The 13,107-nt window shown below is 32.3% G+C and carries 10 protein-coding genes; 3 read left to right on the top strand and 7 right to left on the bottom strand.

All coding sequences use genetic code 11. The features are described 5' to 3' along the window. Positions 1 to 84 precede the first annotated feature (84 nt). Positions 85 to 288, top strand: a complete 204-nt coding sequence (locus ACKI42_RS03495; protein WP_407402500.1) for a hypothetical protein — start codon at positions 85 to 87, stop codon at positions 286 to 288. 332 nt (positions 289 to 620) lie between these two features. Here the strand turns inward: ACKI42_RS03495 and ACKI42_RS03490 are convergent, their stop codons facing one another. Continuing rightward, positions 621 to 1,670 (bottom strand): M28 family metallopeptidase, encoded by a 1,050-nt coding sequence (locus ACKI42_RS03490; RefSeq protein ID WP_407402498.1) that lies wholly within the window; start codon positions 1,668 to 1,670, stop codon positions 621 to 623. Positions 1,671 to 1,747: 77 nt separating this feature from the next. On the opposite strand from ACKI42_RS03490, the gene ACKI42_RS03485 reads away from it, so the two are divergent. Continuing rightward, positions 1,748 to 2,887 (top strand): aminotransferase class I/II-fold pyridoxal phosphate-dependent enzyme, encoded by a 1,140-nt coding sequence (locus tag ACKI42_RS03485; RefSeq protein WP_407402496.1) that lies wholly within the window; start codon positions 1,748 to 1,750, stop codon positions 2,885 to 2,887. A 62-nt stretch (positions 2,888 to 2,949) separates the two neighbouring features. After that, entirely contained in the window at positions 2,950 to 3,168 is a 219-nt protein-coding gene (locus ACKI42_RS03480) for a hypothetical protein (RefSeq protein WP_407402494.1), read from the top strand. A gap of 367 nt (positions 3,169 to 3,535) precedes the next feature. Here the strand turns inward: ACKI42_RS03480 and ACKI42_RS03475 are convergent, their stop codons facing one another. From ACKI42_RS03475 to ACKI42_RS03450, 6 genes are all read right to left on the bottom strand, one after another. Then, the gene (locus tag ACKI42_RS03475; RefSeq protein WP_407402492.1) at positions 3,536 to 4,003 is read right to left on the bottom strand and encodes a DUF3347 domain-containing protein; all 468 of its coding nucleotides are present in this window, start codon (positions 4,001 to 4,003) and stop codon (positions 3,536 to 3,538) included. A 24-nt stretch (positions 4,004 to 4,027) separates the two neighbouring features. Beyond that, entirely contained in the window at positions 4,028 to 6,232 is a 2,205-nt protein-coding gene (locus ACKI42_RS03470; RefSeq protein WP_407402490.1) for a TonB-dependent receptor plug domain-containing protein, read from the bottom strand. A 42-nt stretch (positions 6,233 to 6,274) separates the two neighbouring features. Then, positions 6,275 to 7,084: a 3-deoxy-8-phosphooctulonate synthase gene (kdsA, locus tag ACKI42_RS03465; RefSeq protein ID WP_407402488.1), complete on the bottom strand. Its 810-nt coding sequence runs from the start codon at positions 7,082 to 7,084 to the stop codon at positions 6,275 to 6,277. A gap of 110 nt (positions 7,085 to 7,194) precedes the next feature. Next, entirely contained in the window at positions 7,195 to 7,722 is a 528-nt protein-coding gene (locus ACKI42_RS03460; RefSeq protein WP_407402486.1) for a DUF1697 domain-containing protein, read from the bottom strand. An 86-nt stretch (positions 7,723 to 7,808) separates the two neighbouring features. After that, on the bottom strand, positions 7,809 to 9,299 hold the full coding sequence (locus tag ACKI42_RS03455; RefSeq protein WP_407402484.1) for a hypothetical protein: 1,491 nt from the start codon (positions 9,297 to 9,299) through the stop codon (positions 7,809 to 7,811). Between the two features lie 148 nt (positions 9,300 to 9,447). Next, the gene (locus tag ACKI42_RS03450; RefSeq protein WP_407402482.1) at positions 9,448 to 12,933 is read right to left on the bottom strand and encodes a DUF2723 domain-containing protein; all 3,486 of its coding nucleotides are present in this window, start codon (positions 12,931 to 12,933) and stop codon (positions 9,448 to 9,450) included. Between the last annotated feature and the right edge of the window lie 174 nt (positions 12,934 to 13,107).

Genomic DNA, 13,107 nt, shown 5'->3' with positions numbered 1-13,107 from the left:
TTATTCCATAATCTTTTATTTTGAAGGCTGAAAACTAATGATTATGAAGTAAAAAAAAATAGGCTTTATAGCTTATAAAAACGTTTGAAAATTTCGGGAACAAGTATAGGAAATGGTGTAGAAGTATTTTCTGTAGCGACTCATTTCTTTAAAGACACCATCAATCAAGGAACAAAAGAGGTAGCAAAAAACTATGTGAAAACCGACGTAAGATCTAAAGATTCTATTATCTATTTCTTTAAAAATTTTCCTCCACTTAAAAAAACTCTTACACAATCTTCAATATAAGTGAGTCTCCCAATAACCTCCAGAAATCTAGTTGAGGCGTAGAAAATATACGGGTCCATCGATACTTTTAAAGTTGAAGTTGGAAAATTTCTCAAAGAATATATAAATTAAAATGAAGAATAATATTCCGATTTTGAAAAAGAAGACGAGGAGGAAGTAAAGAAAATTTTAACATCCAATGAGAAAGCAAAAACTATATAAAGACAAAAATAAAAGCGAGTTATCCATAAATAACTCACTTTTAACTTAAATTATACTATTATTATTTAATCTATTAAATCATCTAATTTATTGTTAATCAATACATTATTTCTATGAACAAAGGAAATCTACTATTTCTTGTCCACAGCAATTCTTGCCTCACGGTTGGCAATTTCCCAAGCAGTAGCAAAAACCAATTGCGTTCTTTTTTGTAACAATGGGTAGTCTATTTTTTCTGGTTTATCAGATGGTTTGTGATAATCTTCATGGATACCGTCGAAGAAAAATGCCACAGGAACATTGTTTTTAGCAAAGTTATAATGATCCGATCTGTAGTATAATTTATCAGGATCATTCGGATCGTCATATTTATAATTAAGTTCTAGATTAACTGTTTTTTTGTTTGCACCTTCGTTGATGACTTTAAGCTCCGAACTTAGCATTTCAGATCCAATTACATAGACATATTGCTTTCCTCTGTTTACTGCATCATCTCTACCTATCATATCGATATTAAGATCTACAACCGTATTTGCCAAAGGAAATACAGGATTACTAGTATAATAATCGGATCCGAATAAACCATGTTCTTCGCCCGTTACATGAAGAAATAATATAGATCGTTTAGGACCATTGCCTGCTTTTTTAGCGTTTTGGAAGGCTTTTGCAATTTCCATTACTGCTACCGTTCCACTTCCATCATCATCTGCCCCATTGTATACTACGCCATTTTTTGTACCTACATGATCATAGTGACCAGAGATAACAATAATTTCTTCTGGCTTTTCTGAACCTTCTATAAAAGCTAAAATATTTTCAGAATCAGGTAGATTTCCACCGCCTCTTTTTTTCATAAAATCTGAAGGAACTTTTTGATAGTATGAACCAAGAGCCCTTGGATAAGAAACACCAATATTTTTGTAAAAATTGATCATATATTCTCCAGCCTTTTTCTGGCCAGGGCTTCCTGTATCTCTGCCTCCCATTTCATCTGAAGCAATGACATAGAGATTTTTTTTAAGGCTTTCTAGTCGAATAGAATTATAGGCGGCTATGAAACCTTTATCCACGTTGGTAGAATTGGTATTAACATCGTTAGAATTCGATTTTGTAACTACTTTCGTCGTCTCACAACTACTCAGCATGGCGAGCACCACTAAGGGCAAAAGAAATTTTTTCATTCCTAAATTATTTCTCTAAAAATAATGAAAATAAATGTAATGCAAATGCTTTTCTATCTTTATATTTGATAAATAAGATGCAAAATAAATATCAATTTCATAACTATTCATATTTCACGGAGATGTCGGCATTGGCAACTTTACACCAAAGTTATGATCTAGCATTGGGTCTCCCCAACTTTGATATTGACAGCCGTCTCAAATATTTTTTGAAGGAAGCAGTAGATCAAAATACCCATTCTTACGAATCCTTAGCTGGAAATATATTACTGATTGACAACATCATAAAGTACAATGCTGCTAGATATTTTCCAATTCTATTAACTCAAGATGAAGTGAATATTGTGCCTTGTTCTACCTTTGCATTATACACCACATTGCAGACTATACTTAATCTGGGAGATGAAGTAATTGTAATACAGCCATGCTATTACACTTATGCTCCATCAATAGTGATCAATGGTGGGATACCAATCTATTGCGAACTTGATAATGATTTTACTATTCTTTGGGATTTGCTCAAAAATTGTATTACAGAAAAAACCAAAGCTATTATTATTAATTCGCCGCAAAATCCTACAGGGAAAATGTGGAGTGCCAAAGATTGGAATACTCTGTACGAACTGATAAAGGAGCAAGAAATTTATATTATTTCAGAAGAAATTTATGATATTTATTGTTATGATGACCGAGAACATTACAGTGCATTTTGTCATCCTGAACTCAAAAAAAGAACTTTTAGCATATTTTCATTTGGTAAAATGTTTCATGCTACGGGTTGGAAAGTGAGCTACCTTCTCTCTACAAAACAGTTGTTGGAAGCATTTCGGAGCAAGCAACAATATATTTCTTACAGCTCCAATGCTCCATGTCAATATGCTATTGCCAAGTATTTGGAAGAATTTAATCCATCAGTGAGTAATCTGCAAATGCAAAAAAAAAGGGATTTATTTTGCGAAATGCTTTCAGATACTCCTTTGCTGGTAGAAAAAAAAACAGAAGGGTCATTTTACCAATTGGTAAATTTTGAGTCTTATTCTAAAAATCTCTCTGATGTAGATTTTTCTAAATGGCTTACTGTTGAAAAGAAGGTTTCGTGTTTGCCTCTATCTGCATTCTATCAAAATAAAAAAACTACAAATTATATTAGGTTCAGCTTTGCAAAAAGTGATGAATTAATTATTCAAGCTTTAGACCATTTAAAAAAAGTATTGTAATATTTTATCTAAATTTTTGTAACAAAAAAATCTGATATTCAACTTATTCAATAAAGAACAAAATGAAAAAAATAATTCTATTGCTTTGTGGATTAACGGTATTCGCCTGTAAAGATAAAAACGATACAAAACCTTTATTTTTAAAAAATGCGGTAGAAAATACCAACGATAACTATACAAGTAAAATGGGTGGAAGGTTTGAAAATATGAGAGTTCAAATATATAATGAAATAATAAAAACAAATAAGAAATTAGAAAACTTCGATCAAAAAATCAGTTAACTTCAAGCATAATCCGAAAAAGCTGGTAATGCAGATAGTAAACCCAGCAATAAATATAAATCATATTATGCTACAGCCAATGCTGAGACGTAGCTTATATAAGATTCTTTACTTAAAAATGAAACTCTTGAGTTTGTGAAAATAGCGAAAATAAATTCAAAGAAAGGATTCTGAAATTTGAAAAATTAAAATTACAAATCTCCGAGAATTCAATAAAAATAAATGATGACTATCTTGCTTTCAAAATCAGAAAAACACACCCGAATTAGAAGAATACCAAAATTCTCACCCCGTTCAGCTGAGCTGTTTGAATGCATTTATTAATCAGCAAAACAATTTGCTCACTGAGTTTAAAAACTTTAAATAATTATTTAATTTCAGATTTCACAGAACCACAGGTAAGCATAGATTTCCCGTAGTAAGGATTTGCAATTTGCTTCTCGTTACTTAGCCAACTTCCCTTTGCCATAGGACAAAATTGTACAAAAATAGTTTTATCTGAAACCGAATTTTCGTTGGCAACTTCTATCATCAAATCTGAAAGTTTATAAAATGATTTCCTTTGCTCTGCAATATTTTTTGCAGCAGAAATAGATTTTGCCGACAACTCTAGAGATTTTTTACTTTTATCAGAAATCGATGTCGATTTTATAGCCGTTATCGTCTTCAAGAATTGAGTAGCTTCCATTGATGTTTTTTTTGCGTCATCGGCAACCAATGAGGATTTTATTGAGATATAATTTTGATACAATTTACCAAAATTAGCATTCACTTTAGATTGAGCATTTGCCGTAATACTTGCAAATAGTACGAAGGCTAAAAAATATTTTTTCATTTAAGTAATGATTTAAACTTACATTTACTTGATTTTAAATTCTAATTTCACGTTAAAAAACCTCCCAGTAAGACGTACTGGTACTGGATACATATAGTTGGTATTGGCATCAGAAATCCATTGGTTGGATACGGTATTATTAATATTAAATGCATTGAAAACTTGTACACCTAATGTCAATTCATCAAAATTACCCCAAAAACCGTAAGTTTTTTTATTGTCTTTACGATCAATAAAAACTTTAGACAAACCAATATCTACTCTTTTATAAGAAGGCAAAGTTTTCTGATACTGATAAGGATCTGTGAAAACAGGTGCTCCGTTTGGTAATCCCATTGCATACGTTAATGTAAGATTTACACGCATAGAAGGAAATCGAGGCATATAATCTTGGTAGAACATAGCAAATCTCAATCGTTGATCTGTAGGACGTGGGATATTTCCTTTATCGTCTATGTTTTCAAAAACTCTAGCATAACTTGCAGACAACCAAGAATCTATTCCGGGTACAAATTCTCCAAACAAACGCGTATCGATACCATAAGCGTAACCTGTAGCATTATTTTTACCAGAATATCGTATTCTTACATTGTCCATATAATAAGGAATTAGATTATCCAATTTCTTGTAATAAAGCTCTGTAGTCAGTTTGAAAGGTCGATCTTCAAATTCAAACTCGAAATCGTTTCCTATAATAGCTTGTATAGATCGTTGAGATTTTATATTAGAATTAAAATTACCATCCAAGTCTTTTATTTCTTTATAGAAAGGAGATTGATAATACACACCACCCGCAATCCTGAAAAGCATATCAGTATTCCAATCTGGTTTTATAGCAAATTGTACTCTTGGCGAAAATAAAGTCTCTTTATTAAAACTCCAGTGCGAAACTCTAGCACCAGCATTTACAAAGATTTTACTTGCACCCCAAAAAAACTTTTGCGAATATTGTGCATACGCCGATAATCTGGTTGGTTCTATTTTGTTTGCACCATTGATGCTGTAGTATAATTTGAGGTCGCCAGGATTTCTAGGATCCAAAACTGCTGCATTATGAGGAATGCTATAGCCCGAAGAATCTATTAGTTTCCATTCGTTGGTAAGATCACTTAGATTTTCTTTTTCAAATTTAAATCCCACTTCAATATCGGTATTTACGTTGGGAGAAAATTTTGTTCTAAACTGCGTTCCATACGTTCTTACAAAAAGGTCGTTCCTGGCGTGTTCTATTTGTCCTCCTACATCATAGGAGGTTATAGGAGCTTCTGTTACTGGATCAAATGTTTGTAAAATGTAGCTAGAAGAAACAGTATAATATTCTTTTTCTCTATTTTGATAAGCGAATGCATCAAGTGTAAATTTCCAGTGATCAGACGGTTTATAATTCATTGAGACTGTACCCATCATATTCTTATAGCTATCATCTTCTTTCCCAGAATAGAAAACATTAAGATTAATAGGTCTTTGCAAAGAGCCAAAGTTTACACTTCTCTCCTTTGGAATCATTTCGTACTCATTTTTAGAATAATATCCTATAAAAGACAAGTTGAATTTGGGAGAGATATGATAATTGAGATACGTTTGAAAATCGTAATAAGTAGGGTTGAAGTCTGTGTCTTCATTGAGTGTATTCAGCACCAAATTGGTATTTCGGTATCTACCCGAAAATAAAGCAGTAAGTTTTTGATTCTTAGAAGCTAAACCAGCTGTTAATCTTCCTCCAACTAAACTTGCTTCTCCAGAAACCTCCGTTTTTTCAGGCTCACGATAATAAATATTAAGCGCCGAAGACATTTTATCTCCATATTTGGCTTCAAAACCTCCTGCCGAAAAATTAACCGTAGAAACCATATCAGGATTAATAATAGAAAGACCTTCCTGCTGAGAATTTCTTATCAAGAAAGGTCTGTATATTTCTATATCGTTAATGTAGATAAGATTTTCGTCATAGTTACCACCGCGCACCATATATTGTGAAGAAAGCTCGGTATTGGAGTTTACGGAAGGTAAGGTTTTAATTATTCCTTCTATGCCTCCAGAAATACTGGCAACGTTTTTAGCATCTTTTGCCGAAATTTTCACATTGGTAAGATCAGTGGTTTTCCCTGTTCCTTTTTTCTGGAAAATGACTTCCTCAATATATGTTGTTCTGGTTGTATCTCTTTTTTTTGTTTGAGAAAATACTAACATGGGAACCATAAGGCTCAGTGGTAAAACTAGTTTTTTCAAAAGTTTGAATTTAGAATTCTAAAAATAACGATTTTTTAACAATTACAATATAGATTCTCTTACTCTTGTTAATTTTTGTAACAAATCTTCTAATAAATCCAATCTTAGCATATTTGCCCCATCAGATAAAGCGGTTTCTGGTGTAGGATGCGTTTCTATAAAAATACCATCTGCACCTACAGCAATTCCTGCCTTTGCCACAGTTTCTATAAGATCTGGTCTGCCTCCAGTAACACCCGAACTTTGGTTGGGCTGTTGTAGAGAATGCGTTACATCCAAAATGACTGGAGCATATTCTCTCATCGTAGGAATACCTCTGTAATCTACGATAAGGTCTGTGTATCCGAAAGAATTTCCTCTTTCTATAATTGCAACTTTCGGATTGTTAGAATCTGTTACTTTTTGTACGGCAAATTTCATAGATTCTGGAGACAAAAACTGACCTTTCTTCAAAGAAACGCACTTGCCTGTTTTAGCTGCTGCAATAAGTAAATCTGTCTGACGAACTAAAAAGGCTGGGATTTGCAAAACATCTACATACTGAGCCGCCAATGCTGCATGTTCATTTTCATGAATGTCTGTTGTTGTAGGAATATTAAATGTTTCTCCTACTTTTCTTAAAATTTCTAGAGATTTTTCCTCTCCAATAGTGGTGAAGGAATCTACTCTACTTCTATTTGCTTTTTTGAAACTTCCTTTGAAAATATACGGAATATTGTATTTATTAGTAAGTTCCAAAACTTTTTCGGCAATTCTCAATGCCATATCTTCACCTTCTATAATGCATGGACCTGCGATAAGGAAGAAATTTTTTGAATCTTTGTGTTGAATATTATCTAAATACTGAATCATTTTATTTGAATTAAAAAAGTTCAGTAAAAATACTTATAAACTTTTACAAAATAAAACAATATCCCAGCTTTCGGAGATAAAAATAGATTAAAAACAATCTATGACGTTCATTACCTAATCTTCGTAAATACCTTTTCAATTGTATTGAAATTTCTACTCGTGAATTGATCTTTGAATTTCTTTTTGGCTAAAATTTTTCCAAATTGAGAGTCTAATGTATTTCCTTTCTTTACTTTCCAATAAAGAACATCATTCACAATCTTAGCGTCTTCGTCCCTAGTATTTTCAGATTTATTAAACTCATCCCAAAGCGTATTTTCTATACTACCATTTGCAACTATGACATAGGTATGATAATTTTTGTCTTCTAAAAACGGATTGTTTCTACAGATAGAATCAACTTCTTTTTCATTTTTCAAGAATAAAAAGCATTCATAGTTGAAATTTTCAGACATTGCTTTTTCAATATGTTGTTTTAAAAATTCGTCATTTAAATCAGAAGAAAAAATAATATTTCCCGTAGCCAAAACCGAACTCACTTGCAGCAAACCCAGCTTTTCAAAAACTAAACAAACTTCTGCCATTTTCATTGAAGTTCCCTTTACATTTACGCCTCGGAGAAATGCACAATATTTCATGATTTTAGAGTTTTTGAATTATTAAAATGTTCGTTTTAGAGCAAAAATATACCTTATAAGTAATTTATCTTATAAGGTATATTTTTTTATTTTATTTTCACATACAAATTGTAGTCACTTCCAGAAGGTTTCAAATGATATATTTTCTCCAAAATGGGATAGTCACTTTTCAAATGATCTTTCACACGGAATTCTTGAAGTAGTTTGTAGTGTGTTTGGTAATACTCTGCATTTTTTCCTGCAAACAAATCTTTATAGGAAAGTAAATATTTTGGCTTTCTGTTTTTAACGGTATTTACCCAGTAATTTGGTTTGTCTTTCGCAATTTCACTTTGTACTTGCTTGTCCACCAAACCTACTTCATCTATGGTTTTTAATCCAGAAAAATAAGGAATATACCCTGCAGGTTCTAGTAAAATCCATTGTTTTTTATCCTTTTCATAAGCATCCAAATACAAACCAATAGATCGTCTATAGTTCCATTCGCCATTTCCTGTGGCTATAGAATGTACCGTTTGGAAAGCCAACATTGGCAAAACATAGAATACTATAAGTGCTGCAAGCCACCAATTTCTCTTTACTTTTTGCTCTATTACAAATACTAAAACTGGCACAAATAATAAGATCTGTGGCACCCAATAATACCAATCGAATAAGCTTTTTTGTGATAGGAAAATAATCTGTTTTGCCCATGCAAACAAGAAGATTATCCAAAGAAAATAGTTTCTTCTTTGCCTTTGTTTTAGTAAATAAATAAAACATAAAAGCTCGAAAATTGCAACAAAAATTGTAATTGGATTGAAGTCTGCAGGTATTTTTAGCATTCCCCAAAAGTTACCATAGTTGAGGTTGAAATATTGTAAATTCTGTTCGAATGTATAGTTGTTATCATAAGTTACCTTCTTCGCTACAATGGTATTATTTACCAATTCGCCAAAGTAAAACCAATTGAATGCTACGGCTGTAGAAACACCTAATACGCCTCCAAGAACATAGTCCCATCTTATTTTTTTGTTCCAAATAGTATCAACTAAAAATACAATACCCAAAAATATTACAGTATCAATTCTTGTAAATAATATTAAAATAGGAAGAATAAGCAGCGTCCATTTTATCTCTTTTTTGAAACCATAATACAACAAAGCCATCTCCAAAAAGAACAATATTCCATATTCCATTCCTAAAATTGAAATCTTAATTGATGGCGGCAATAAGCCAAATAAAAAGATAAATAAAGCCTTATGCCAAGGATTTTTAAGTACTAAATGAGATAAAAGTACGCTTCCAATGGTGAATAAAATGGTATTAAAAATAAGTATTGGCTCTATAAAATTTTCTTTACCAAAAATCAAATTAAAGAAGTACGAAATAAATACATAAAGATGCGTAGTAGATGCTGATATCTTTGTTTCACCATTGAAACCTATTATTCCATAATCCATTAAGTTTTGTGCTACTCTCCATGTAATAAATGCATCTTCTTGAATGTGATGAGTCAGCAAAAAATAGAGTTTGGAAATTATGGCTAATATAGCAGCATATAGAGGGATATTTTTGTTTTGAGATACAAGCATCATGTGTTTTTTTTCAACCACAAATATAATTTTAATATTTGCAATTATCAACTTCAATATTTTTTAAAAATAGAGATGTTCATTCTTTAGATTATATAAACAAAAAAAAACGGAACCGAAGTCCCGTTTTTTTAAAAAATTATGTTATTTATTATTTTGTTGTTCCTATAATCGCATTGGTTATTTGATCTTCTTTTTCTCTAGCATATGTAGAATCAAATGGTTTCATAATATCAAACAAATATTGGTAGAATGGCGTGATGGTCTGTACATTTTCAGACTCTTTCATCGCTTTTTGTTTTCCCATTTGTTTTAGATCTTGTACAAAAACATTGAATTTTTTGTCAATTGGCTCTATCGATTTCAGCAAGTATGAGTATGCTTTTTCATTTTGTCCTAAAGTCTTATAAGCATCTATTACACTACTTACAACTAGAGAATATTCCATTGGTTTTGTTCTCATTTGTCTTCCCAAAAATCTTTGATCAGATTTAGATAAAGAAAGATAATAGTCGTACTCATCGAAAACTCCTTTCTTAAGAACTTCCGCCAATTCTAGTCCTTTCTTTTCTTCGCCTGCTACGATGTATGCATTCACCATAGAGCTTAGAGATCTTGGATCGTTGTATTTAGAAGCAGGAATTTCTTTTGAAGCTAAATCTAAAATCTCTAATGCTTTCGCTTTTTGCCCACTCATAGCTAAGGCAACAGCAGCTCTACTTGCAGATCCTCTATATCCAATAATATTAGAAGTTGCAGTTTCATCGAAATGAACATTTAGATTTTTGAAGTTCCCCCATTTGAAGTTTTTCACTACGTTGTAAAGAGAATTCGCATCTACTCTTCCTAGTTCTCCATCCTCAGTTGTTGGCGTGTGGATAGGAACCAATCTGTAGCTGAAACCATCCATCTGAAGATACTCGTCTAAGAAGAAAATATTTTCGCTGTCGTATACACCACCTGAAGAGAAGTTGATCGGACGTTTCCAATCGAAATTTGCTAAAATATCGAACATCATTAAGTTGCTTTTGTATAGAGTAGATGATGCGTAATTGATGGTGATATGGTTTACTGTATTTGGCAAATCTGCCGCAGAAATAATACCAGATTTTACTGCATTTTCCTTATTTACGGGTAAAATAAATTTGTTCACAGGTAAGAAGTTATACTTTTCATATCTAGCCTCTCCGAAAATCATCTTTAAAATTTCGTCTTTTTCTGGAGACTTCATTTTAAGGAAATTCATTGCGTCCTTCATAGTCATAGAATCTTGAACTGCATATTTTTCGAACGCTTTGGTAAGAGATTCAGGTGCTCCTGCTTCTTTTAAATTTGCCAATATACCTTGCCATTCTTCTTTCTTCATAAGGTAGATTTGGTCATTACTACCATCTCTATAATCCTCATGTGTTAGTAATCCAGGGACAGCTTTAGCGTTGTATGTTTTTCTTTTTACCTGATCTATATTCCAAGGGGTAGATAGCAACGTAAAGTTCACTACTTTTACATCATCTCTGAACTGCTCTGTTTCCTGCAATCCCCAAACAGGGTAAGTATCATTATCACCATACACGAATAGTATATCATCTTTTGGTAAAGATCTTAGCACAGATTGTGCGTAGTCATAAGCGGTATACCTCTCGCTTCTATCATGTACATTATAATTTTGGAAACCCATCATCAAAGGAATTCCCATTAGTATGATACCGAAACCAATATTTGCTGCATTAGATTTCACTTTAGATTGTAAGAACCAAAGTATAGCTCCTGCTCCTAGTCCAATCCAAATGGCGAAGGCGTAGAATGCACCTACTAATGCATAATCTCTTTCTCTCACCTCAAATGGTTTCATACCAGTGTAGAATACAATACCCACACTCGTTAGAATAAATAATGATAAAATAGCATAAAATCTTCCAAAATCTCTCATAAATTGGAAGTAGCATCCAACTAATCCTAATAACAAGGGTAAGAAGAAAAAAGCAACTGTACTTTCATTTTTGAACTTTGCAGGCATAGCATCCTGATTTCCAAGAAGAGCATTATCAATAAATGTTATACCAGAAATCCAATTTCCTTTTGTGATTTCGCTGTTACCTTCTAAATTATTTTGTCTCCCTACGAAATTCCACATTAGATAACGTAAAAAATAATATCCGTTTTGAAAACTGATAAAATAATCTAAGTTTTGCCCTAATGTTGGTCTTTGTACTGTGATGATCTCATAAGGTTTTACTTTAAGATAATCTTGAACTGTTATTGTTTTATCCTCAAATTTTGCTCTTAATTCTTCAAAAATTTCCTTAGCTTGAGGATCATTAGCAGCTTGCTCATTGGCATAGTTAAATTGGAAATCTGGCGCACCATACATAGAAATATAGTTTGCCATAACATCTTTATCTTCGCTGAACATCCTTGGCATTAAGCTTACATGAGATTGGTTAAATACATAGTTAAAACGATCTCCCGTTTTCCTGTATGTTCCTGTTTTCTCGTCTTTTTCAAAAATCTCTCCAGTTTTTGTAGTTTTAAAACTACCATCTTCATTTTTCTGAATCCCAGAATTATCTAAAAAAGCTGTATAATTTTGTCCATATATAGTGGGCCAATCACCATACTGCACTCTATTATAATAATCCAACATCCCGATTGCGTTATCAGGATCATTCAAGTTCATTGGAGGATTAGCATTAGCTCTAATAGGAATTACCATCCAGCAAGAAAATCCTATCATCATAAATACAATTGATAGTGTAGCTGTTTGATATATTTTTTTATGAGAGGCTCTTGCATATTTTAAAATAAAATAACAGAATGCTATCAATAGTACAAAACCAGCAATAGTACCAGAGTGGAAAGGTAATCCTAATCCATTCACGAAGAAAATTTCTAGCTTTCCAAATAAAGTCATAATAACTGGAAATACAATCTTGAAAACCAAGATTAGAATTCCTAGTGTAATAATATTAGCCCAAATAAAATTTTTCCATGTAAAAGAATAGTTTCTAGTATAATATACTAGACATACAGCTGGTATTGCCAACATACACATCATATGTACACCCACGGAAAGTCCCACAATGAAAAATATGAGGATGATCCATCTTTCATTATCCGATGAATTATATTCATTTTCCCATTTGGTGATTAGCCAAACCAAAATCGCAATAAACAATGAAGCCATAGAATATACTTCACCTTCTACTGCAGAAAACCAAAATGAATCCGAGAAGGTAAAGCATAGCGATCCTATAACTCCTGAAAAGAGAATAGATATAGCTTGATGCTTAGTAACATTTTCGAAGTCTTTATTTAAAAGTCTTCTTACAAAATGAGTAATCGTCCAGAACAAAAACAAAATTGTAAATGCGCTGAATAATGCAGACATTGCATTAATGACTACAGAATAATTTTCACCTTTGCCCATTGCAAAAATTCCCGCAACAGCACCAACAATTTGGAACAACGCTGCTCCAGGTGCGTGGGTTACTTCCAATTTTACAGCAGAGGCAATATACTCACCACAATCCCAAAAACTCAAGTTGGGTTCCATTGTTGATAAGTACGTGAAAAATGCAATAATAAAAACACCCCATCCGAGGAGGGTATTCCATTGCCTAAAAGTCCAGTTTTTCATAGTATAAAATCAATTATTGCGAAATTAATGTTTTTAGATGATTTTAAATCCTTTTTAACAAAATTTAAAAATGGCGTACTTTTTGAAAGGTATTCAAGGCTGTTGCAAAAAATCCTAAAAAATATAATTCTTGCAGAAAGGCTTATAATTCGATTTAATGCCAAAAAATTTATT

Origin of the sequence: Chryseobacterium sp. (assembly GCF_045629545.1) — a bacterium.
In the GTDB taxonomy this organism is placed as follows: Bacteria; Bacteroidota; Bacteroidia; order Flavobacteriales; family Weeksellaceae; genus Chryseobacterium.
The sequence above is the reverse complement of the archived record's forward strand: the minus strand, read 5'-3'. Positions and strand labels throughout refer to the sequence as shown.

Bases quoted from the DNA above. Each gene is read 5' to 3' on its own strand.
- ACKI42_RS03490 (WP_407402498.1), bottom strand. From the start codon at position 1,670: ATGAAAAAATTTCTTTTGCCCTTAGTGGTGCTCGCCATGCTGAGTAGT.
- ACKI42_RS03485 (WP_407402496.1), top strand. From the start codon at position 1,748: ATGCAAAATAAATATCAATTTCATAACTATTCATATTTCACGGAGATG.
- ACKI42_RS03480 (WP_407402494.1), top strand. From the start codon at position 2,950: ATGAAAAAAATAATTCTATTGCTTTGTGGATTAACGGTATTCGCCTGT.
- ACKI42_RS03475 (WP_407402492.1), bottom strand. From the start codon at position 4,003: ATGAAAAAATATTTTTTAGCCTTCGTACTATTTGCAAGTATTACGGCA.
- kdsA (WP_407402488.1), bottom strand. From the start codon at position 7,084: ATGATTCAGTATTTAGATAATATTCAACACAAAGATTCAAAAAATTTC.
- ACKI42_RS03460 (WP_407402486.1), bottom strand. From the start codon at position 7,722: ATGAAATATTGTGCATTTCTCCGAGGCGTAAATGTAAAGGGAACTTCA.
- ACKI42_RS03455 (WP_407402484.1), bottom strand. From the start codon at position 9,299: ATGATGCTTGTATCTCAAAACAAAAATATCCCTCTATATGCTGCTATA.
- ACKI42_RS03450 (WP_407402482.1), bottom strand. From the start codon at position 12,933: ATGAAAAACTGGACTTTTAGGCAATGGAATACCCTCCTCGGATGGGGT.